Origin of the sequence: Microbispora sp. NBRC 16548, from assembly GCF_030268985.1 — a bacterium.
In the GTDB taxonomy this organism is placed as follows: domain Bacteria; phylum Actinomycetota; class Actinomycetes; order Streptosporangiales; family Streptosporangiaceae; genus Microbispora; species Microbispora catharanthi.
In genome coordinates this window covers 233,414-254,711 of the sequence record NZ_BSSF01000007.1, presented here as the reverse complement: position 1 = coordinate 254,711, position 21,298 = coordinate 233,414, and the positions used below count along the sequence as shown (strand labels likewise).

The 21,298-nt window shown below is 70.3% G+C and carries 19 protein-coding genes; 7 read left to right on the top strand and 12 right to left on the bottom strand.

Annotation, left to right across the window (positions count from 1 at the left end; all coding sequences use genetic code 11):
* Nucleotides 1-23: 23 nt before the first annotated feature.
* Complete coding sequence (locus QSK36_RS21350) at nt 24-1,304, top strand: GH1 family beta-glucosidase (RefSeq protein WP_285783628.1); 1,281 nt, start codon at nt 24-26, stop codon at nt 1,302-1,304.
* Here the strand turns inward: QSK36_RS21350 and QSK36_RS21345 are convergent.
* Entirely contained in the window at nt 1,286-2,194 is a 909-nt protein-coding gene (locus QSK36_RS21345; RefSeq protein ID WP_285783627.1) for a coiled-coil domain-containing protein, read from the bottom strand. The genes QSK36_RS21350 and QSK36_RS21345 overlap by 19 nt on opposite strands.
* Nucleotides 2,195-2,407: 213 nt before the next feature.
* Between QSK36_RS21345 and QSK36_RS21340 the strand changes: the two genes are divergently transcribed.
* Nucleotides 2,408-5,470 carry a M14 family metallopeptidase gene (locus QSK36_RS21340; RefSeq protein ID WP_285783626.1) on the top strand — a complete coding sequence of 1,021 codons (3,063 nt, stop codon included), beginning with the start codon at nt 2,408-2,410 and terminating at the stop codon, nt 5,468-5,470.
* A 137-nt stretch (nt 5,471-5,607) separates the two neighbouring features.
* Nucleotides 5,608-7,044, top strand: coding sequence for an aldehyde dehydrogenase (locus tag QSK36_RS21335; RefSeq protein WP_285783625.1), 1,437 nt, complete (start codon nt 5,608-5,610; stop codon nt 7,042-7,044).
* Between the two features lie 207 nt (nt 7,045-7,251).
* On the opposite strand, the gene QSK36_RS21330 is transcribed toward QSK36_RS21335, so the two are convergent.
* From QSK36_RS21330 to QSK36_RS21315, 4 genes are read right to left on the bottom strand one after another with little or no spacing between them, the layout of a single operon-like run.
* Complete coding sequence (locus tag QSK36_RS21330; protein WP_225898498.1) at nt 7,252-8,007, bottom strand: alpha/beta hydrolase; 756 nt, start codon at nt 8,005-8,007, stop codon at nt 7,252-7,254.
* Nucleotides 8,008-8,057: 50 nt separating this feature from the next.
* The gene (locus QSK36_RS21325; protein WP_285783624.1) at nt 8,058-8,840 is read right to left on the bottom strand and encodes a hypothetical protein; all 783 of its coding nucleotides are present in this window, start codon (nt 8,838-8,840) and stop codon (nt 8,058-8,060) included.
* Nucleotides 8,841-8,870: 30 nt separating this feature from the next.
* A complete protein-coding gene (locus tag QSK36_RS21320; protein ID WP_183540459.1) occupies nt 8,871-10,094 on the bottom strand; it encodes an NRAMP family divalent metal transporter in 1,224 nt (407 codons plus the stop codon).
* Nucleotides 10,091-10,534 carry a hypothetical protein gene (locus tag QSK36_RS21315; RefSeq protein WP_285783623.1) on the bottom strand — a complete coding sequence of 148 codons (444 nt, stop codon included), beginning with the start codon at nt 10,532-10,534 and terminating at the stop codon, nt 10,091-10,093. Before QSK36_RS21315 ends, QSK36_RS21320 begins: the two co-directional genes overlap by 4 nt.
* A 305-nt stretch (nt 10,535-10,839) precedes the next feature.
* Here QSK36_RS21315 and typA point away from each other — a divergent pair, with 305 nt between their 5' ends.
* On the top strand, nt 10,840-12,693 hold the full coding sequence (gene typA / locus QSK36_RS21310) for a translational GTPase TypA (RefSeq protein ID WP_183540463.1): 1,854 nt from the start codon (nt 10,840-10,842) through the stop codon (nt 12,691-12,693).
* A 73-nt stretch (nt 12,694-12,766) separates the two neighbouring features.
* Here typA and QSK36_RS21305 read toward each other — a convergent pair whose 3' ends face one another.
* The gene (locus QSK36_RS21305; protein ID WP_285783622.1) at nt 12,767-13,363 is read right to left on the bottom strand and encodes a PadR family transcriptional regulator; all 597 of its coding nucleotides are present in this window, start codon (nt 13,361-13,363) and stop codon (nt 12,767-12,769) included.
* 107 nt (nt 13,364-13,470) lie between these two features.
* Between QSK36_RS21305 and QSK36_RS21300 the strand changes: the two genes are divergently transcribed.
* Nucleotides 13,471-14,631, top strand: a complete 1,161-nt coding sequence (locus QSK36_RS21300) for an FAD-dependent monooxygenase (RefSeq protein WP_285783621.1) — start codon at nt 13,471-13,473, stop codon at nt 14,629-14,631.
* Between the two features lie 124 nt (nt 14,632-14,755).
* Nucleotides 14,756-15,415 carry a superoxide dismutase family protein gene (locus QSK36_RS21295; protein WP_285783620.1) on the top strand — a complete coding sequence of 220 codons (660 nt, stop codon included), beginning with the start codon at nt 14,756-14,758 and terminating at the stop codon, nt 15,413-15,415.
* A gap of 27 nt (nt 15,416-15,442) precedes the next feature.
* On the opposite strand, the gene QSK36_RS21290 is transcribed toward QSK36_RS21295, so the two are convergent.
* From QSK36_RS21290 to QSK36_RS21270, 5 genes are all read right to left on the bottom strand, one after another.
* Nucleotides 15,443-16,069: a DUF2461 domain-containing protein gene (locus QSK36_RS21290; protein WP_285783619.1), complete on the bottom strand. Its 627-nt coding sequence runs from the start codon at nt 16,067-16,069 to the stop codon at nt 15,443-15,445.
* Between the two features lie 58 nt (nt 16,070-16,127).
* A complete protein-coding gene (locus QSK36_RS21285) occupies nt 16,128-17,645 on the bottom strand; it encodes a helicase HerA-like domain-containing protein (protein ID WP_285783618.1) in 1,518 nt (505 codons plus the stop codon).
* Complete coding sequence (locus QSK36_RS21280) at nt 17,642-18,466, bottom strand: polysaccharide deacetylase family protein (RefSeq protein WP_285783617.1); 825 nt, start codon at nt 18,464-18,466, stop codon at nt 17,642-17,644. Before QSK36_RS21280 ends, QSK36_RS21285 begins: the two co-directional genes overlap by 4 nt.
* Before the next feature lie 34 nt (nt 18,467-18,500).
* Nucleotides 18,501-18,785, bottom strand: a complete 285-nt coding sequence (locus QSK36_RS21275) for a hypothetical protein (protein ID WP_285783616.1) — start codon at nt 18,783-18,785, stop codon at nt 18,501-18,503.
* Nucleotides 18,786-18,927: 142 nt separating this feature from the next.
* On the bottom strand, nt 18,928-19,542 hold the full coding sequence (locus QSK36_RS21270; RefSeq protein ID WP_285783615.1) for a helix-turn-helix domain-containing protein: 615 nt from the start codon (nt 19,540-19,542) through the stop codon (nt 18,928-18,930).
* 65 nt (nt 19,543-19,607) lie between these two features.
* Between QSK36_RS21270 and QSK36_RS21265 the strand changes: the two genes are divergently transcribed.
* A complete protein-coding gene (locus QSK36_RS21265) occupies nt 19,608-20,444 on the top strand; it encodes an EamA family transporter (protein ID WP_183540481.1) in 837 nt (278 codons plus the stop codon).
* A 97-nt stretch (nt 20,445-20,541) separates the two neighbouring features.
* On the opposite strand, the gene QSK36_RS21260 is transcribed toward QSK36_RS21265, so the two are convergent.
* Nucleotides 20,542-21,135 carry a sigma-70 family RNA polymerase sigma factor gene (locus QSK36_RS21260; protein WP_139580050.1) on the bottom strand — a complete coding sequence of 198 codons (594 nt, stop codon included), beginning with the start codon at nt 21,133-21,135 and terminating at the stop codon, nt 20,542-20,544.
* Between the last annotated feature and the right edge of the window lie 163 nt (nt 21,136-21,298).

Sequence of the window (21,298 nt, the reverse complement as noted above, 5' to 3'; positions counted from 1 at the left end):
CATATTAACTGAGAGGCGGCACTATGTTCCTCTGGGGTACGGCCACCGCGTCCTACCAGATCGAAGGAGCGGTGAACGAGGACGGCAGAGGGCCCTCCGTCTGGGACACCTTCTCCCACACGCCGGGAAAGGTCCGCGACGGGCACACGGGCGACGTGGCCTGCGACCACTACCACCGTTACCCCGAGGACGTGGCGCTGATCGCCGGTCTCGGCGTGAACGCCTACCGCTTCTCCATCGCCTGGCCGCGGGTGACGCCCACCGGCACCGGCGCGGTGAACCAGGCCGGGCTCGACTTCTACGACCGTCTCGTGGACGCGTTGTGCGAGCTCGGCATCACTCCCGTGCCGACGCTCTTCCACTGGGACCTGCCGCAGGCGCTGGAGGACGAGGGCGGCTGGCTCAACCGTGACACCTCCCGCCGTTTCGCCGACTACGCCGCCGTCGTGGCCGAGCGGCTGGCCGACCGCGTACGCATGTGGATCACACTCAACGAGCCGTTCGTCCACATGGTGGAGGGATACGGCCTGGGCATACACGCGCCGGGCAGGGCGCTCATGTTCGACGCACTGCCGGTGGCCCATCACCAGTTGCTCGGGCACGGCCTGGCCACGCAGGCGCTGCGGGCGGTCGGCGCGGAGCAGGTGCTGATCACCAACAACTGCACTCCGGTCTGGCCCGTCTCGGACTCCCCCGAGGACCTTGCCGCCGCCGAGACGTACGACATCCTGCACAACCGGCTGTTCAACGACCCGATCCTCACCGGCGCCTATCCCGATCTCTCGGCGTTCGGCGTCGAGATCCCCGTGCAGCCCGGCGACCTGGAGGCGATCGCCCAGCCCCTCGACGGGCTCGGGATCAACTACTACAACCCCACACGAATCGGCGGGCCCGGCGGGGACGGCCTGCCGTTCCGGTTCGAGGAGATCTCCGGCGTACCCACCACCGCGTTCGGCTGGCCCGTCGTCCCCGACGGCCTGCGCGAACTGCTCGACTCCCTCAAGGCCCGGTACGGCGACGCGCTGCCGCCCGTCTACATCACGGAGAACGGCTGCTCGTACGACGGCCTGGACGACCAGGAGCGGATCGCCTACCTCGACGGCCACATCACGGCGATGCGCCAGGCGGACGTGGACCTGCGGGGCTACTTCGTCTGGTCACTGCTGGACAACTTCGAGTGGGCCGAGGGCTACCACCAGCGGTTCGGACTGGTCCACGTCGACTTCGAGACCCAGCAGCGCACCCCGAAGGCGTCCTACCACTGGCTGCGGAAGTTCCTGGAGGTTCAGAGCACCGACACGTGAACGTGGTCGTAGTGGTTGGCGGTGATGCCGCCGCGGTCCGACATCATCCGCCAACCGGCACGCGTACGCATGTCGTAATAGCGCTGCTGCCAGATGATGTACATGATTCCGTACTCGCTCGCGTGCTGGATGCACCACTGCGCCAGAGCGTCGCCGCGCTCCTTGGCCACGGCGTCGGGCATGCGGCCGCCGCTGCTCATCATGAAGTCGCAGGCCCGGCCCTTGCCGTGCTCTCCCGGGTCGCCGGGCCGCAGGCAGCCCACGCTGAAGGGCATCGGGAACTGCGACATGATCGCGTTGCGTACGGTGATCAGGCGCTGGGTCAGGCCGCTGCCGGCGTCGGGCGTCTGGAAGCCGAACTTGGCCATCAGCCGCTCGATCTCGCCACGCCTCGACTTGAGCTCCTTGATGTGGGCCTGCAGCTTGTCGATCTCGTCGGCGGCCGAGGCGGCCGCCTTCCTCTGCTTGGCGACGAGGTCCTTGACGCTGTTGAGCCGCTCGGTCCTGGCGTTGCCGAGATAGGCCAGCGTCGCCAGTGCGCTCGGGTCGACCGACAGGGAGAAGAGCCGGGAGGCGTCCGCGCCCCCGCTCATGTACGAGGTCTGGGCGAAGGCGGCCACCTGCCGCTGGGCCGCGAGCAGGTCCCCCTTCAGCTTCTTGACCCTGCCGGACGCCTTCTGCGCGGCCCTCTTCGCGTCATCCAGGCTGAGGATCTCGCCGCGGTACTCCTTCTGGAGTGCGGCGGCCTCCTGGGTGAGCTTGCGGAGCTTGGCCTGCTGGTCCGGCTCGGCCTCGGCGGTGAGCGCACCCGAGACGGCGCCCGAGAGGGACGGCGCGACGAGCAGCGCGGTGGTGACCACCGCCAGCCTGGCCCAGCGTCCCGACCGCACGCGACCTCCACTCGGATTCGGCCTGAAACTATAGAAGACGATCTTTACTGTCTGCTACCGGAACAGGTGAAACTCTTGGGTCCAAAGCGGACAACCGCCGGATTCCCCGCGCTGTGACCAATTCGAGACTTACGCGTCGCCTTACCGCACTTGAACGCGATTTGCCCCCGACAGAGATTCGGGAGATCGTCACCCCCCACGAAGGGCTCACCGATGTCCCGACGAGAGATCGTCTCGACTCTGGCCGCCGCTGCTCTCGGCGCGGCGCTCCTGCTGCCGGTCTCCCCGGCGCAGGCCGGCCAGGGCGATCCGCTCCCCCCAGGGGACCAAGCCGACCTCTACCAGCTCGACAGCGCGCCCGGCACCTCGGGCACGCTGACCCAGAAGGGCTTCGACGTCGTCCAGCGGCACCTCGCGGGCGACAAGGAGCACGTCGAACTGACGGCGACCCCCGCCGAGCTTAAGAAGCTCCAGATCCTCGGCTACCGGCCGCAGCCGGTGCGCAACCCGCAGGGCCAGACGCAGTCGCAGGCCGCGAAGGCGCAGGCGGCCGGCGGATACACCGTCTGGAAGTCCTACTCGGAGAAGGGCGGGATCGCCGACCAGCTCCGATCCATCGCGGACGCCAACAAGGACATCGCGAAGCTGGAGACGATCGGCAAGACCCTCCAGGGGAAGGACATCCTCGCGCTGAAGCTGACGAAGCTGGCCCGGGTGCTGCCCGACGGCGTCAAGCCGTCGGTGCTCTACTCGGCCACCCAGCACGCCCGTGAGTGGATCGCGACCGAGGTCGACATGCGGCTGCTGAAGTATCTGGTGGCCAACAAGGGCACATCCGACGTCGGCCGGCTGCTGACCACCACCGAGGTGTGGTTCGTACCGGTCGCCAACCCCGACGGCTACGACTTCACCTTCACCGAGGGCAACCGGCTCTGGCGCAAGAACCTGCGGGACAACGACGGCGACGGCCAGATCACGGGCAACGACGGCGTCGACCTCAACCGCAACTTCCCCACCCGCTGGGGGTACGACGAAGAGGGCTCTTCCAGCGTCCTCAGCAGCGAGACCTACCGCGGCACCGGCGCGGTGTCCGAGCCCGAGACCCGGGCCATGGACGGCCTGCTCAAGCGGCTGCGTTTCAAGGCACAGGTCAACTACCACTCCTACGGCCCGCTGCTGCTGTATCCCGAGGGCTGGCAGGTCGAGACGAAGACCGCGGACGACCCCGTCTACCTGGCGCTGACCGGCACCGACGAGAACCCGGCCGTCCCCGGCTTCGACCCGGGGGTCGGCGCCGAGCTCTACACGACGAACGGCGAGACCACCGACCACGCCCACAAGGCGTACGGCACGCTCGCCTGGACGCCGGAGCTGGACGAGGGCTGCGACGGCTGCGGCTTCGTCTTCCCCGACGACGAGGCGCTGGTGCAGGCCGAGTTCGAGAAACAGCTTCCCTTCGCGCTCGACGTCCTGAAGTCGGCGCCGAACCCGAGTGAGCCGGTCAGCCACCTCGGCAACACCGTGCCCGACTTCGTCGTGGACCCGTTCGACGTCAGCTACGGCACCGACCAGGTCGTGCAGGTGGACGCCAAGCGCAAGCTCGGGCCGGTGTTCCTCGACTACCAGATCAACGGCGGCCGCACCAAGATCGCCCCGACCTCCGAGTGGAAGGGCGGAGAGCGGTACGGCGACGGCTACGACACCTACTTCCACCAGCTCAGGGGCACGGTCAAGGGCGCGAAACCCGGCGACACCGTGAAGGTGTGGTTCCGCTCGCTCACGGAGAAGAGCGAGGAGTTCACCTACAAGGTCGCCACCGACATCGGCGGCAAGGTCCTCATCGTCGCGGCGGAGGACGTCACGGGCATCAGCCCGGCCCAGGGCGTCACGGAGGCGAAGTACGCCGACGACTACGCCAAGGCGCTCGCGGAGGCCGGCTACTCCTCCGACGTGTACGACGTGGACAAGAACGGCCGCAAGGCGCCCCACCCGCTCGGGGTCCTCAGCCACTACAAGGCCGTCGTCTGGGAGACGGGCGACGACATCATCCCCCGTGCGTCCGGGCAGCCGGGCGGCAGCGCCGCCAATCTGGCCGAGTCCCTGGAGCTGGCGTTCCGCGACTACCTCAACGAGGGCGGCAAGCTGCTCTCCACCGGCAAGTACGCGCTGTACGCCCAGAACACGAACGGCTCCTACTGGTACGAGCCGGACTACCCGGCGCAACCCGAGTGCACGACCCTGAGCAAGCCGCCGTGCCTCTCGCTGAGCAACGACTTCGTGCAGTACTACCTGGGCGCCTACACCTACGTGGAGGGCGGCGGCCAGGACGCCGGCGGGAACACGTTGCCGCTGCGGGGCGCCGGCGGCGCCTTCGCCGGCTTCACCGGCACGCTCAACGGCGGCGACTCGCCCGGGAACCAGGACCGCACCTCCTCGTTCGTCACGACCTCCTCGGTCCTGCCGGCCGACCGGTTCCCGCAGTTCGCCAGCTCGGCCCCGCTCAAGTGGCAGTACGGCGCGGGATCGCCGTTCAGCCCGCGCACCGGCTCCTGGGACGTGCAGAGCGGCCAGGCGGACGTGTCCTACAAGCGCCTGACGAGGACGATCGACCTCACCGGCAAGACCAGTGGCGAGCTGTCGTTCTGGACGTCGTACAACACCGAGCCGAACTGGGACTTCCTGACCGTCGAGGCGCACACGGCGGGCCAGGACGACTGGACGACGCTGCCCGACGCCAACGGGCACACCTCGCAGGAGGCGGGCGACAGCTGCGCCGCCGGCTGGGTGGACATCCATCCGTTCACCGCCCACTACCAGACGTACGACGGCGCGTCGTCCTGCACTCCAACCGGCACGACCGGCGCGTGGCACGCGGCCACCGGCTCGTCGAACGGCTGGCAGCAGTGGTCGGTGGACCTGACGGCGTACGCGGGCAAGAAGGTCGAGGTGTCGATCTCCTACATCAGCGACTGGGGGACGCAGGGCCTCGGTGTGTGGCTGGACGACGTGGCCGTCAGGGCCGACGGCGCGACCGTCGCGGAGACCTCGTTCGAGGACGACCTGGGCGGCTGGACCGTCGCCGGGCCGCCTCCCGGGTCGGCGGCCGCGCTGAACGACTGGGCGCGCAGCGACCGCACGCTCGACGACGGCGCGGGCATCACCACGAAGGACACGGTCTACTTCGGCTTCGGCGCGGAGGGCGCGACGACTCAGGCGATGCGGACGGACCTGGTCCGCCGGGCCATGGCGCATCTCCTCGGGCGAGCGCTGCCGTAGGACCCGCGGTCCGGCCCGCGCCGCCCGGCGCGGGCCGGACCCCGGCAGCTCTTGCCAAGGCCGAGCAGAACATGGTTCGGTCTGACATGGGTCGGTCTGACAGAGTGCGCGAAGAAGCGCCCGATCAGGAGGCAGGCATGCTGCAGCACGACACGCTGTTCATCGGGGGCGACTGGGTGGCCCCCGCGGGCACGGGCACGATCGAGGTGATCTCTCCCCACAGCGAGGAGGTCGTCGGCCGCGTGCCGGACGGCACCGCCGCCGACATGGACCGGGCCGTCGCGGCCGCCAGGGACGCCTTCGACAACGGGCCCTGGCCGCGGATGACGATGGCCGAGCGCGCGGCGATCGTAGGACGGCTGGCGGACGTCTACGAGGCGCGCCAGGCCGAGATGGCGGAGATCATCACGACGGAGATGGGCTCTCCGATCACGTTCTCCCAGCTCGCCCAGGCGCCGCAGCCGCTGGGCATGCTCAGGTATTTCGCCGGCCTCGGCGCGACGCTCCCCGAGGAGGAGGAGCGGCCCGGCCTGTTCGGCCCGGTGATCGTCCGACGCGAGCCGGTCGGCGTGGTGGCGGCCGTCGTCCCCTGGAACGTCCCCCAGTTCGTCACCATGACCAAGCTGGCCCCGGCGCTCGTCGCGGGCTGCACCGTGGTGCTCAAGCCCGCTCCCGAGACGCCGCTCGACTCCTACCTGCTCGCCGAGATGATCAGGGAGGCCGGCATCCCCGCCGGGGTCGTCAACATCGTCGCGGCCGGCCGCGAGGCGGGCGAGCACCTGGTCTCTCATCCGGACGTCGACAAGGTCGCCTTCACCGGTTCGACCGCCGCCGGCCGCAGGATCGCGTCGATCTGCGGCGAGCAGCTCAAGCGCTGCACGCTCGAACTCGGCGGCAAGTCGGCCGCGATCATCCTGGACGACTGCGATCTGCCCTCGGCCATGGGCTTCCTGTCGATGGCCTCGCTGATGAACAACGGCCAGGCGTGCGTCGCGCAGACCCGCATCCTCGCCTCCCGCAACCGCTACAACGAGGTCGTCCAGGCCGTCGCCGAGATGGTGACGAGCCAGCAGGTGGGCGACCCCGCCGACCCGGCCACCGGGATCGGGCCGCTGGTGGCCAGGCGGCAGCAGGAACGGGTCGAGGGCTACATCAGGACGGGCATCGAGGAGGGCGCCAAGCCCGTGGTCGGCGGCCTCGACCGGCCGTACGACCGGGGCTGGTACGTCGCCCCGACCGTCTTCGCCGGGGCCACCAACGACATGCGCATCGCCCGTGAGGAGATCTTCGGCCCGGTGCTGGCGGTGATCCCGTACGAGGACGAGGCGGACGCGGTGCGGATCGCCAACGACAGCGACTACGGCCTGTCGGGCTCGGTCTGGACCGCCGACACCGACCACGGGATGGACATCGCCCGCCGCGTGCGCACCGGCACCTACGGCGTCAACATGATGCACACGCTCGACCCGAACACGCCGTTCGGCGGCTTCAAGGCCAGCGGCCTCGGCCGGGAGCTCGGACCCGAGGGCCTGTCGGCCTACCTGGAGACCAAGTCCATCGCCCGCCTGGGCTGAACGCGTCCCGGGAGAACGCGTGGGCTGAACGCGTGGGAGGAACGCGTCCCTCCGGCCCGGTGCGGCGCGCGTGCCGCACCGGGCCGGTGAAACCGCCCAGCGCGCCCCCGCGACGCTGGGCCACACCCTGTGAAGGTGTGCGCCGATCCCCCAATCGGCGGCGCGGATGGAGGGGTTCCGAATCCGCACAACCCGTATAGACGACCCTTATCGGGTTTTGGTTCGCGAGATCCAGTGACCAATTTTCCGGACCAGGTCAGGGGTGGCCGCCGCCTCCGCATGCCCGTAGCCGGGCTCGATCCACAACTCCTTCGGCTCGGCGGCGCACTCGTACAACTGGTAGGCGTGCTCGGTGGGGAAGAACGGGTCGCTGTCGCCGTGGACGATCAGCAGCGGTGTGGGCGCGACCAGCGCCGCCGCCTCGTACGGCGGGAGCGGGACGGGATCCCATCCGCCGCCCGCGATCCTGGTGCGCTTGGCCAGCCGGGCCGCCAGCCGGCCGTGCCAGCGTTCGATCGCCCAGTGGACCTGGCGCATGGGTTTGGTGCCCCGGTAGTACCAGCGGGCCGGGCCGCTCACCGACACCACCCTGTCCACGCCCCGGTGCAGCGCGGCGTGCCGGACGACCACCGCGGCGCCCATCGAGAAGCCGACCGTGGCGATCCGGCGGTAGCCGATGGCGCGGGCGTGCTTGACCGCCGCGTCCACGTCGAGGACCTCCAGGTCGCCCACCGTGGACCGGCCGCCGGAGCGGCCGTGCCCCCGGAAGTCGAACGACACCACGCCGCCGAACCTCGACAGGACGTGCACGATGCGCCGCGTGTCCGGCCCTCTCCACGTTCCGGTGAAGCCGTGCGCGACCACGATTCCGAGATCGAGGGAGCCGTTGGGCGTGTGCGCCGCGTCGATGCGGACACCGTCCGCCGTGCGCAGCATCGCCCCGAAAGCAGCAGCGAGAGCCATGCCCCCGACCTTATTTCCCACCGCTTCACCCCCTGTGCGACGGGGATCTCTCACAGGTCGGCCGTCGAGCGCAGCCGGTCCCAGACCACCCCCAGCCTGACCTCCTCGTCGTCGAGTGACTCGATCTGGTCCCACTCGGCGTACCGGATCTCGCCGTGCATGCGCCGCACGAGGGCGCCGAGCAACGACGGCCGCCACAGCCCGGGGCCGCGCTCGTACCCGAAGAGCTGCCCGGCACGCCGCCGGGCGATCAGCAGCCCGGCCAGCCGGAACGCCTGACGGACCTCCGCGAGCAGCGGCCCGTCCTGGACCAGGCGGACGTCCACCGTCTCGCCGGCGACCTCCCCCGACGGACCGCGGACGGTGCGGCCGAGCAGTCCGCCGAGCCGCATGGTGTCCGGCCTGTCCTCCCACCTCTCCCGCACCTGGAGGGTCTTCTCCGGGGCCTCCTGTCCCTCGGTACCGGCCGCTCCCGGGATCCGGCTGACGACGTTCCTGGTCAGCCAGCGCTCCAGCGCCAGATCCTGCCGGTCGCCGGCCACCCGTACGGCGCTGCCGATCCCGGTCACCACGCCCATCTCGATGCGGTACGGCCCCGGCCTCTCCTCCCTCCGGAACAGCCGGTCGGTCTCGGTCATCAGCCATCCCGGCAGGCCGCCCAGCCGCGGACCGAGCGCCAGCGGCCCCGACAGGATCGCCGTGACGTACGGCCGGTCGCCCGGCCGCACCTCCAGGTCGTCCACCTTGCACAGCAGGCGGTCGTCGCTCTCCCTGACGACCTGCCGGTCGAGCAGGTGCAGGCGGGCGTGCAGCACCCGTGCCGGCTCACTCACTGACCATTCACCTCCTCGCGTACCCGGCCGTCACTGTCCCGCCTTCGTCGCGAGCATCAGGGGGATGGCCGCGAGCGCCACGACGAGAAGCAGCACCATGTAGAAACTTCCCAGCACGTTGCTGAATCTGCCGTTGACCTTCTCCCCCATGTAGTCGGGATCGTTGGCGATCATGAGAACCGGCAGGTAGGTGAGTGGAAGGGCCGCGGCCGAGAAGACCAGCGAATACTCGGTCACCTTGATCGGATCGATGGTGGTGAGGATCAGCGCGGTCGCGACGATCACCGAGGCCAGCACGGTCACGTGGAACCGGGCGGCGCGGCCCGGCACCACATACTTGCCCCACTGCCAGCCGAAATACTGGCTCAGCGAGTAGCCCGACGACAGGGCGGTCTCCAGCGTCGCGCCGAACGTGGCCGCGAACACCCCGAGGATCACCAACCCGAGCCCGATCTTGCCCAGTCCCTCGGCGACCGGCAGCACCATCTGCCCGAGCGAGTCGGGCTCGGCCTCGACCGGCATGAAGACGGTCGCCGCGCACGCCGCGATCGTCAGCGACAGCACGCCGCCGAGGGGGAAGCCGACGAACACGTTGGCCCGCGCCGTCACCAGATCCTTGCGCGTCCACTTCTCCTCGACGCCGCCCGAGGAGAAGAAGAACACCTCGTACGGCGTCATCGCCCCGCCGAGCAGCGCGATCGCGTAGTAGAGGTAGGTCGGCACGCCCTCGTCCTGCGGCGGCTGGACGAGCTGCGTGGTCAGCTCGCCCCAGTCGGGCCCGAGCTGCCACAGCGCGACGATGAACACGACGAGCGCGAGCCCGGCCAGCCCGAAGACGCGCTCCATGGTCTCGAACTTCACCCGCCACATCACCAGCCAGGCGACCAGGGCCACGGGCGGCACCCACAGCAGATAGTTGAGACCGGTCACCAGCTCCAGCGCGAGCGCGGCGCCGCCGATCTCGGCCGCGAGCGTGAGCACGTTGATGAAGAACGAGGCGCCGAGGTTGACCAGCCCGGCGCGGGGCCCCATGCGCTCGCGGACGAGGTCGAAGACCGGCCGCTGCGACACCGCCGCGATCCTGCCGGACATCTCGGCGAAGACGCAGATCCCGATGATGCCGACGATCACCACCCATGCGAGGGACATCCCGAACCTCGCTCCCACGACGGCGTTGGCGACGAGGTCGCCGATGTCCACGAAGCCGCCGAAGGCCGTCAGGATGCCGAGCGTGACCGCGATCAGTTTCTTCACTTGTGCTTCTCCGCGAAGTCGCTCAGCTCGCTCGCGAGCCTGTCCAGCTCCCGTGCGGCCGCCTTCGGGTCCTTCACCCCGTCGCGGCGCGCCTGGATGAGCAGGTCCTCCACCTCGCTCTCGGCCTTCTCGGTGAGGCGCAGCACCTCGTCCCTGATCCGGTCGGAGGCGTCCGAGGGCGGCTGCACGCCGCCGAACTGGTCGTTCACGCTGCTCAGGTCCTGCACCGCCTCGGTCAGCACGACTTCGGCGTACGGCCCGGTCATCCGGTCGCGGTACGCCACGGCGGACCGGGCGAAGCGCACGGCCGAGACGGCCGACTCGGCCGTCTTCCCGGCCTTGAGCGCGTAGTCGTGGTCGTCCCACGCGGGGCTGACGCAGGCGGACAGCAGGAGTGCCGTCAGGAGGGCGAGCGGCGCCGGCCGCGCCGACGCGATCATGTGCGCCGCCGCAGCAGGAGGTAGGCGAGGACGAGGATCGGCACGAGCAACTCGGCCCAGGCGATCAGCAGCACGAGACCTTCATCCGTCACAGCCGGCTCACCTGCCCGTACGGCAAGCCTTTAGGCAGGATGGAATGCGACTCGCGCCGACGGCGTTGCCATCGAGGGTCCCTTAAGGCGGCGGCGTGTAGCGGCGATCGGGATCAACTAAAATGGGTAGGCCGTGTCATGCGGCGGATGTGCGTCTCGCTTCGGTCCCGGGACGCGGACGACACCCCGACGAACCAGAGCGAGAACTTCACTATGCCTATGAACACCCGCGACGACCTGCGGAACATCGCGATCATCGCGCACGTCGACCACGGCAAGACCACGCTGGTCGACGCCATGCTATGGCAGTCCGGCGCGTTCCGGGCCAACCAGGACGTCGACGAGCGGGTCATGGACTCCAACGACCTGGAGCGCGAAAAGGGGATCACCATCCTCGCGAAGAACACCGCGGTCAGGCACGGCGGCATGACCCTGAACATCATCGACACGCCCGGCCACGCCGACTTCGGCGGCGAGGTCGAGCGCGGCCTGTCGATGGTGGACGGCGTGGTGCTGCTGGTGGACGCCTCCGAGGGCCCGCTGCCGCAGACCCGCTTCGTGCTGCGCAAGGCGCTCGCCGCGAAGATGCCGGTGATCTTGTGCATCAACAAGGTGGACCGGCCGGACGCCCGCATCGCCGAGGTCGTCGACGAGGTGTACGAGCTGTTCATCGACCTCGACGCCACCGAGGAGCAGATCGACTTCCCGATCGTGTACGCCTCGGCCAAGGCCGGGCGGGCCTCGCTGGAGCGCCCCGCCGACGGCGGCATGCCGGACTCCCCCGACCTGGAGCCGCTGTTCGAGACGATCAAGAACACGATCCCGGCGCCGGTCTACGACCCGTCCGCGCCGCTCCAGGCCCACGTCACCAACCTCGACGCCTCCAGCTACCTGGGCCGTATCGCGCTGTGCCGCGTCCACCAGGGCACGATCCGCAAGGGCCAGCAGGTCGCGTGGTGCCGCACCGACGGCAGCGTGCAGCGCGTCAAGATCTCCGAGCTGCTGATGACCGAGGCGCTGGAGCGCAAGCCCGCCGAGGAGGCCGGGCCGGGCGACATCATCGCGATCGCCGGCATCCCGGACATCATGATCGGTGAGACGCTGGCCGACCCCGACGACCCGCGCCCGCTGCCGCTGATCACGGTCGACGAGCCGGCGATCTCCATGACGATCGGCACCAACACCAGCCCCCTGGTCGGCAAGGTCAAGGGCGCCAAGGTCACCGCCCGCCTCGTGAAGGACCGTCTCGACAAGGAACTGGTCGGCAACGTCTCGCTGCGCGTGCTGCCCACCGAGAGCCCGGACGCCTGGGAGGTGCAGGGCCGCGGCGAGCTGGCCCTGGCGATCCTCGTGGAGCAGATGCGCCGCGAGGGCTACGAGCTGACCGTCGGCAAGCCGCAGGTCGTGACCAGGGTCGTCGACGGCAAGGTGCACGAGCCGGTCGAGCGCCTCACGGTCGACTGCCCGGAGGAGTACCTGGGCGCCGTCACCCAGCTCCTGGCCGTACGCAAGGGCCGCATGGAGCACATGACCAACCACGGCACCGGCTGGATCCGCATGGAGTTCCTGGTGCCGGCGCGCGGCCTGATCGGCTTCCGCACCGAGTTCCTCACCGAGACCCGCGGCACCGGCCTCGTGCACCACGTGTTCGAGACGTACGAGCCGTGGTTCGGCGAGCTGCGCACCCGCAACAACGGCTCGCTGGTCGCCGACCGCGCGGGCCAGGTCACCGCGTTCGCCATGCTCAACCTGCAGGAGCGCGGCACGCTGTTCGTCTCCCCCGGCACCGAGGTGTACGAGGGCATGATCGTCGGGGAGAACTCCCGCTCCGACGACATGGACGTGAACATCACCAAGGAGAAGAAGCTCACCAACATGCGCTCCTCCACCAGCGAGGAGACCGAGAAGGTGATCCCGCCGCGCGTCCTGTCCCTGGAGCAGGCCCTGGAGTTCATCCGCGACGACGAGTGCGTGGAGATCACCTCGGAGACCGTGCGCATCCGCAAGGTCGTCCTCGACGCGTCCAGCCGTGGCCGCGCCGCCGCTCGCGCCAAGCGCGGCAGCTGATCCCGCCCCGGCCTGTGTGCGGGCCGGGCGTCGAAGCCCTCGCCGAACGATCGGCGGGGGCTTCGTGCTTTTGTCAGGACTCTCCTGTGTCTCCTATGTCTCCTGTGGGCCAGGTCAGCCGGCCCGCGCGCAGGTCGTCTACGACCGACCGGAGCCAGCGCTCCTCCGCGTCGGTGACCGCGAGCATGTACTCGCTCTCGATGGCGGTGACCCTGGGCAGGTCGCCCGCCTGCGCCGCCAGGGCGGTCTCCAGGCCCGCCCTCGTCTCCGCCAGCCGCTCGGCACGGCGTTCCAGCAGCCGCAGCGCGTCTTCCGGCGGAATCATCATCAGGTGTGACAGAGCGGCGGGGAACTGCGGGAACTCCTGCTTGGGCACGGCCAGCATCTGGTCGAGCCACTCTCGGGCGACGTGCCGTCCCGCGTCGGTGAGTTCGTACACGGTCCGCTCCGGATAGGCCGGGTCGCGGGTGGTCTCGCGGACCGCGATCAGCCCCTCGGCGTGTAGCCGCTCGATCGTGCGGTAGAGCCCGGCCCGCTGGCTCACGTTGACGACCTGGTCCTTGCCCCACTGCTTGATCAGCCGCTGCACGGCGTACGGGTGCATCGGCTCGTGGTGCAGCAGCGCCAGCACGGTCAGCGCGAGCGGGGAACTACGGAGGGAAGCGCTCATGTCCCCGATCCTAGCCTCAAACGAACTAGTTGACGAGCAACTAGTTGCAATGCAACTATTCCTACTGCGAGCGATCAACGGCTCGCGGCAGACGAGGAGTGGTGAGCATGAGCAAGGTGACCAGCGCGTTGGTGATCGGCGGCGGCATCGCGGGGCCCGTGACGGCGCTCGCCCTGGCCAGAGCCGGCATCCGGGCGACCGTGTACGAGGCCCACGACAGCGCCGCGGACGGCGTCGGGGCGATGCTCAGCCTGGCCCCGAACGGGCTCGACGCGCTGCGCATCGTGGGAGCGTACGAGGCGGTGCGGGCAGTGGGTCAGCCTGTCCCCGGCGTGGTGATGGCCGACGGCGCCGGAAACCGGCTCGCCGAGTTCGGCGGATTCCCCGGCCTGCCGCCCACCCTGGCGATGCCGCGCGCCGCCCTCTTCCGGGCACTGGCCGATCATGCGGTGGCGGCGGGGGTGCGGATCGAATACGGCAAGCGACTCGTCTCCGCCGAGGAGACCTCCGAGGGAGTGACCGCCACGTTCGCGGACGGCACCACCGCCACCGCCAACGTGCTGATCGGCGCCGACGGCATCCGGTCCACCGTCCGCACCCTGATCGACCCCGGCGCTCCCGGCCCCGAGTACGGCGGGGTCCTCAGCTTCGGCGGCTACGCCGACGACGGCGGCGTACGGGCCGAGCCGGGCGTCATGTACTTCGCCTTCGGCCGCACCTTCATCGGCTACTGGCGACTGCCCGACGGCCGGATCTGCTGGTTCGCGAGCCTGCCCCGCACCGAGCCCCTCACCTACGCCGAGGTCGTCCGCGTTCCCGCCGCGAACTGGCTGGCCCCCCTGCGCGACCTCTACGCCGGTCACGTCCCTGGCGAGAAGCTGCTGGCGGGCACCGACCCCGGCGACCTCATGATCACCGGCCCAATGGAGCGCATGCCGTCGGTGCCGCACTGGCACCGCGGCCGCATGGTCCTCGTCGGCGACGCGGCCCACGCCCCGTCGTCCAGCTCCGGGCAGGGCGCCTCTCTGGCGGTGGAGAGCGCCGTCGAACTGGCCCGCTGCCTGCGCGACCTGCCGCTGCACGGGGCTTTCGGGGCGTTCGAGCGTCTCCGCCGCCCTCGGGTGGAGATGGTCGGCGGCGACGCCGCGGCCAAGAACAAGGCCAAGGCCGGCCAGGCCGGCGACCGGCCCGCCATGCCGACCCCCGAGCAGATGTTCGCCCCCGTCCACCTGCACCACATCGACTGGGACGCGCCCGTCACCGCCTAGTCCGGCGGGGACCGCAGGGCAAGAGCGGGTAAACGGCCGTTACGGATGGCGTCGTGTGCCGCTCCCCGCCGCACCCGGCCGTGCTCTGCTGTCGCAGGCAACGAGTGTCTGAGGAGGAGCGACCATGCCCCGCACAACCCGTTTCGCCCTGGCCGCCGGGCTCGCCCTGGGACTCGCCGCCGCGGCCGCCCCGGCCGTACCGGGGTTGTCCGCCGGGATGGCGGCGGCCTCCGCCGCGCAGGCCCGCCCCAGTGGATCAGCCGGTGAGTCGGCGGGTCAGTCGGCGACCGCCGTCATCAAGAACACCGCGGGGCGCGTCCTCGGCACCGTGCGGGTCGAGCGGTACGACGCGAAGAAGTCGAGGGTCAGCGTCAGCGTGCGGGGACTCACTCCCGGGTTTCACGGCTTCCACGTCCACGCCAACGGCGTGTGCGACGCGCGCTCGGTCGACCGGGCGACGGGCAGCGCGTTCACCAGCGCCGGAAGCCACCTCGGCCCCGGGGAGCACGGCGACGGCGCCGGGGACATGCCGCCGCTGCTGGTGGCCGCCGACGGCACCGCCTCCGCGTCGTTCGTGACCGACAGGTTCACGCTGGAGCAGTTGGGCGACGCCAACGGCAGTGCGTTCGTGGTGCACGCCGGGCCGGACAACTTCGCGCACATCCCGGACAGGTACTTCCACCGGCCCGACGGCACCGGCGCCACGGGCCCGGACGCGACCACGCGCAAGACCGGCGACGCCGGTGCCAGGATCGGCTGCGGGATCGTCAAAGTCCGCGCCTGATCCGGGTCCGTCGCTTCGCGGGCGGCGTCAGGAGATGTGGCGGCGCAGCCAGTCGACCAGCGGGACCAGCGCCCGCCAGCTCGAGCGGACCCGGTCGAGCGTCTCGGGGGTGTGCAGCCACGGCTCCGGCTCGAACCGCCGCCCGGCGTGCAGCGTCTTGTGCCGGAGGAGTTCGAGCCGGGGGTGGTCCTCCGCCGTGCCGCGGGGGCGGGTCTTGAGCCGATCGCCACCGACCGTCAGATCATCGGGCAGCGCCGCGAGGATCTCCTCCAGCAGGGGCCCTGCGGTGTCGTCGTCCAGGGCCTCGCGGAAGCGTGCCACCTGGTCGCCCGGCATCCACCAGCCCGCCGCCACGTAGAGGCCGTCGGCGTCGACCTGCACGTAGTAGCCGACGCCCTCCACGCCCACTCCGCAGTAGGCCCCCTGATGCGTCTTGTACGGCGACTTGTCCTTCGCGAACCGGACGTCGCGGTGCGGCCGGAACAGGTGGGCCGGTCCGAACTCCGGCTCCAGCTCATCCATGAGCGCGAGCATCGGCGCCCGGACCCCGGTGTCGTACAACTCCTTGTGGGCCGTCCAATACGCCTTCGAATTGTCGGCGACGAGGCCCTCGTAGAAGATGAGCGCCTCGTCAGGGAACCCGCTGAAACCCATGCCACCCACCTTCGCACGCCCCACCGACAGTCCCGGGAGCGGGACCGCGCGGACGCGCTCAGCGCCGCCGTCTCGCCGTGCCGAAGATCGTCCTGGTGATCTCCCGGCCGAGCGCGGTCGCGGCGGTGCGGGCCAGCGACCGGAACTCCTTCGAGGCGAGCATCTCCTCGAGTGCCGACTGCCTGGGAGTCTTCGCCGGTCTCTCCGCCGGTCTCTCCGCCGGTCTCTCGGCCGGCGCTTCCTGCTCGGGCTCCTGCTGCCGGGCCAGACGCGCGGCGAGGATCTCGTACGCCGACTGCCGGTCCACGGCCGTGCCGTACTTCGGCAGGAGCGGGGACGCGGCGATGGCCCCCCGCACGACCGCGGGGGCGGACGGCGCCATGAGCGACCGCGGCGCGCGCAGCCGTGTCCAGGCGACCGGCGTCGGGGCCCCGGTCTCGGACAGGACCGTGACGACCGCCTCCCCGATGCCGAGCTCGGTGAGCAGCCGTTCGAGGTCGTAGGAGGAGGCGGGGAACGTCGAGACGGTCGCCTTCAGCGCCTTGGCGTCCTGCGGGGTGAAGGCGCGCAGGGCGTGCTGCACGCGCGCGCCGAGCTGGGCGAGGACGTCGGCCGGCACGTCCTTGGGCGTCTGGGTGACGAAGAAGACCCCGACCCCCTTCGACCGGATCAGCCGCACGGTCTGGGTGATCGACCTGAGGAACGCCTTGGACGCGTCCTCGAACAGCAGGTGCGCCTCGTCGAAGAAGAACACCAGCGACGGTTTGTCGGGATCGCCTACCTCGGGCAGCGTCTCGAACAGGTCCGCGAGCAGCCACATCAGGAATGTGGAGAACAGCTGCGGCCGGTCCTGCACGGCGGGCAGCTCCAGGATGGAGATCACGCCGCGCCCGTCCGGCGTGGTCCGCAGCAGGTCGTGCACGTCGAACTCCGGCTCGCCGAAGAACGCCTCCGCCCCCTGCGCCTGGAAGTTCACCAGGGCGCGCAGGATGACCCCCGCGGTGGACGCCGACAGCCCGCCGATGCCGCTCAACGCCTCCGGCGTCTCGGTCAGATAGCGGATGACCGCGATCAGGTCCTTGAGGTCCAGCAGCGGCAGCCCGTGTGTGTCGGCGAAGTAGAAGATCAACCCGAGCGACGACTCCTGGGTCTCGTTGAGTTCGAGCACCCGCGACAGCAGCGTCGGCCCGAACGCGCTCATGGTGGCGCGCAGCGGGATGCCCTCGCCCACGCCGCCGAGGGAGAAGAACTCGGTCACGCAGCCCTCCGGCGCCCAGTCCTGCCCCACGTCGGCCGCCCGGCGGGCGATCCGGTCGCCCGGCGTCCCCGGCGAGGCCAGTCCGGACAGGTCGCCCTTGACGTCGGCGAGAAACACCGGCACGCCCTGAACGGCGAGCTGCTCGGCCATGAGCTGCAGCGTCTTGGTCTTCCCCGTGCCGGTCGCCCCGGCCACCAGGCCGTGCCGGTTCATCATGCGCACCGGGATGCGGACGCGCTCGGAGGGGTCGGCCGTCCCATCCGAGCGTACGAGCGCGCCCAGCTCCAGCGCCGGCCCCTCGAAGTCGTAGCCCTTCATCGGTTCGTGTACTTCTTCCCGGGCGCGGGTTCGCCGAGCAGCTCCGAGACGGTCACGTACGTGAAACCCTTGTGGTCGAGTTCGTCGAGCACACGGGGCAGCGCCTGCACGGTGGTGGGGTGGATGTCGTGCATGAGCACGATGTCGCCCGGTTTGGCCGCGGCGCTGCGCTGGGTGATCATCGTGGGGTTGCGGTTGAGCCAGTCGAGGGTGTCGACGGCCCAAAGGATCTGTGCGAGCCCGGTCTGCTTCGTCTCGTTGTCCACCGCCCGGTTCGTCGCGCCGTACGGCGGGCGCATGAGCCGCATCGTCACGCCGGTCACCTTCCGCACGGCCTCCTGCGTACGGTCGAGCTCGCGGCGCAGGCCGTCGGACGACAGCCCCGGCAGCGAGGCGTGGTCCCAGGAGTGGTTGCCGATCTCGTGGCCCTCGGCGGCCATCCGCCGGACGAAGTCCCGCGTCTCGCCCGTGATCATCTGTCCGAGGATGAAGAACGTGGCCCGGGCGTGGTGGGCCGCGAGCAGGTCGAGGACGTGCCCGGTGTATTCGGCGGGCCCGTCGTCGAACGTCAGCGCCACGCATTTGTGCTGCCTGCAGTCAACGTGCCGCGGCGGCGGGACCGCGGGCATCCGCGGCCCCGGCGCTCCCCGCTGCGTCCGCGCGAGCCGGAAACGCAGCAGGTCGGCGTCGAAATGCCGCGGCGTGCCGAAGCGCGGATGCGGCCCCGCAGGTCCGGGCCGCTCCCCCGAAACCGACACGGTCCTGGCCTGGGCACATCCGCCGAGCAGCAACAACGACAGCAGAACGGATCCGATCCGCATACGACCCCCCGGAGCAGGCGGGGGGCCACGAACGCTACGGATAGCCTCCGGCCGCTCCCCCCCGCAGAACCTTTTCCAGCTCCTCCCACCAGGACGGCACGTCCGCCTTGAGCTCGGCGTACCTGCGAGCCACCCGGATGGCGCATCCTGCCGGGTCCGTACCCAGGTGCCGGCACTTCACGGCACCCTCGCGCCAACGGTAAAAGCCCTCACGGAAGGTCACGACCAGGCCTATCCAGACGGAGAGAGTAGCCTCGTCACCGATCTCGTAGGCGTCGGCCACCCCGAGCGCGGCGAGTTCCGCGCGAAGTTTTTCCACCGCGACTCGCGATTCACTCACCGGCCACCGCCCCCTGCACAGCAGACACGCACAAAAAGGGATGTACCCAACCTTGGAGCGGCGCTTGCGGATTCATTCTGTAATCATCGGCTACTAAGCGTCACCACGCAGCCCTTACTGGTCAGTCATGTGCGGGTTCTCCGGCGTCAGGGAGCTCACGGACGTCGGGCGGCTCGGGGGGCTCGGTGACCACCATCACGAACCGCAGCGGTTCGTCGTGCTCGTTGGCGTACCGGTGTGGCCGGTCGGCGCTGAACACGACGGCGTCGCCGGACCCCACGACATGGCTCCTGCCGTACACCGTCAGCGTGAGCCGTCCTTCCAGGACGGTGAGCATCTCGCGGGTGCCTGCGGGGTGCGCGTCGCCGTCGTGGTGCTCGCCCGGCCCGAGCCGCCAGTCCCACAGCTCCAGGATCGCGGGCGCGTCCGTCCCGACGAGCAGGCGGGCCGACCCTCCCCCGGGATGCCGGAACGTCACCACCTCGGACTCGTGCACGACCCGGACGACCAGGGTGTCGGCGACCTCCACCAGCCGCGCGAGGGTCACGCCCAGCGCGTCGGCGATCCGGGTGAGCGTGTTGACGCTCGGGTTGGTGCGGCCCTGCTCGATCTGGATGAGCATGCCGCGGCTCACGTTCGACCTGGCCGCGAGCTCGTCGAGGGTCAGCCCCCGGTGGGCCCGCTGGCCCCGTACGTTCGCGGCGATGGCCGCGGTGATCGTCGCAGGATCAGCCATGAGTACAGCGTAGTGATCTCCTATTACAATCCATTGCACTATCGAGGCAATCTCTTGGGGGATCTGTGACGGCGGTGGCCCTCGCTACGGCATGCGCGGTGATCTTCGGCACGGCCGACTTCTTCGGGGGTCTCGCCACCAGGCGGTCGAAGGTGCTGGCCGTCGTCGTGCTCTCCCAGCTCGGCGGCCTGCTGCTGGTCGCCGCCCTCCTCCCGGTGCTGCCGGGCCACGCGAGCACGGCGGCGCTGGCCTGGGGAATGGCCTCCGGGGTCGCCGGCGCCTTCGGCATCGTGCTGTTCTATCGCGGCCTGGCCACCGGCATGATGTCCGTGATCGCCCCGACCACTGCCACGACCGCGATGGCCGTCCCCGTGCTGTTCGGCCTCCTCACCGGCGACCGGCCGTCCGCCCTGGCGCTCGTGGGCGTCGCGCTCGGCCTGTTCGCCGTTCTGCTGGTCAGTCGCGAGCCGAACGGCGGGGCGAGCGGCCCCAAGGCCGGTCCGATCCTCGCCGCCCTGGTGTCGGGAGCGGGTTTCGGCGGGTTCTTCGTGCTGCTCAAGCTGGCCCCGGCCGACTCCGGCACGTGGCCGCTGCTGGGGGCGAGGATCGCCTCGATCACGCTGGTCGCGCTGCTGGCCCTCGCGACGCGCAGGAGCCTGCGCCCGGTGCCCGGCACCCTCACGGTGACGATCACGGCCGGGGTGCTCGACATGGCCGCCAACGTGCTCTATCTCTTCGCGGCGCAGCGGGGGATGCTGACCCTGGTGGCCGTCCTGGTGTCGCTCTATCCGGCGAGCACGCTGCTGCTCGCGCGGTACGTCCTGGGCGAGCGGCTGAGCCCCGTGCAGATCACCGGCGTCGGGTTCGCGCTCGGCGCGATCGCCCTCATCGCCGCCGCCTGAACCGCGTCCCCAGCCGCGCCCCCAAGCGCGTCCCGATATGGGGCCCGCGGGCGCGGGACCACGTCCCGGCGCGCCTCACGGGCCCGTCAGTCACGGGTCAGGCCGCGCACACCTGCTCGGGGACGCGTACGACGCCCTCCTCGCGGGCGTAGTCCTCCAGCATGCCCCGGAGCTGGCGGCGGCCCCGGTGCAGCCTGGACATGACGGTGCCGATCGGAGTGCCCATCCGGTCGGCGATCTCCTTGTACGCGAAGCCCTCGACGTCGGCCAGGTAGACGGCCACCCGGAAGTCCTCCGGCAGGGCCCGCAGGGCGTTCATCACGACGCTGTCCGGAATCTGGTCGAGCGCCTCGATCTCGGCCGAGCGCAGCCCGGTCGACATGTGCGACTCGGCCGCGGCCAGCTGCCAGTCCTCGATCTCCTCGGCGGCCGACAGCTTGGGCGAGCGCTGCTTCTTCCGGTAGTCGTTGATGAAGTTGTTGGTGAGGATGCGGTGCAGCCACGCCTTGAGGTTCGTGCCCTCGCGGAACTGGTGGTACGACGTGAACGCCTTCGCGACGGTCTCCTGGACCAGGTCCTCGGCGTCGGCGGGGTTGCGCGTCAGACGCATGGCGGACGCGTAGAGCTGGCTCGTCACCGGCACGACCTCACGCTCGAACCATGCCTGCCGCTGCTCGTCGGTCGAGATCATCTCTTCCCCCTACGGAACTTCTCCCCCGTTACCCGTCCGGCCGGAACACATGCGAGGTCTCTCGTTCATCGTTGTGCCAAGGACATCGTGCCGCTTGGGGCCTAAGCACGGTGTTAATGTCGTCCGGCCTGGTCAGCGCCGTCGCCGTGAAGACCAGGCCCGC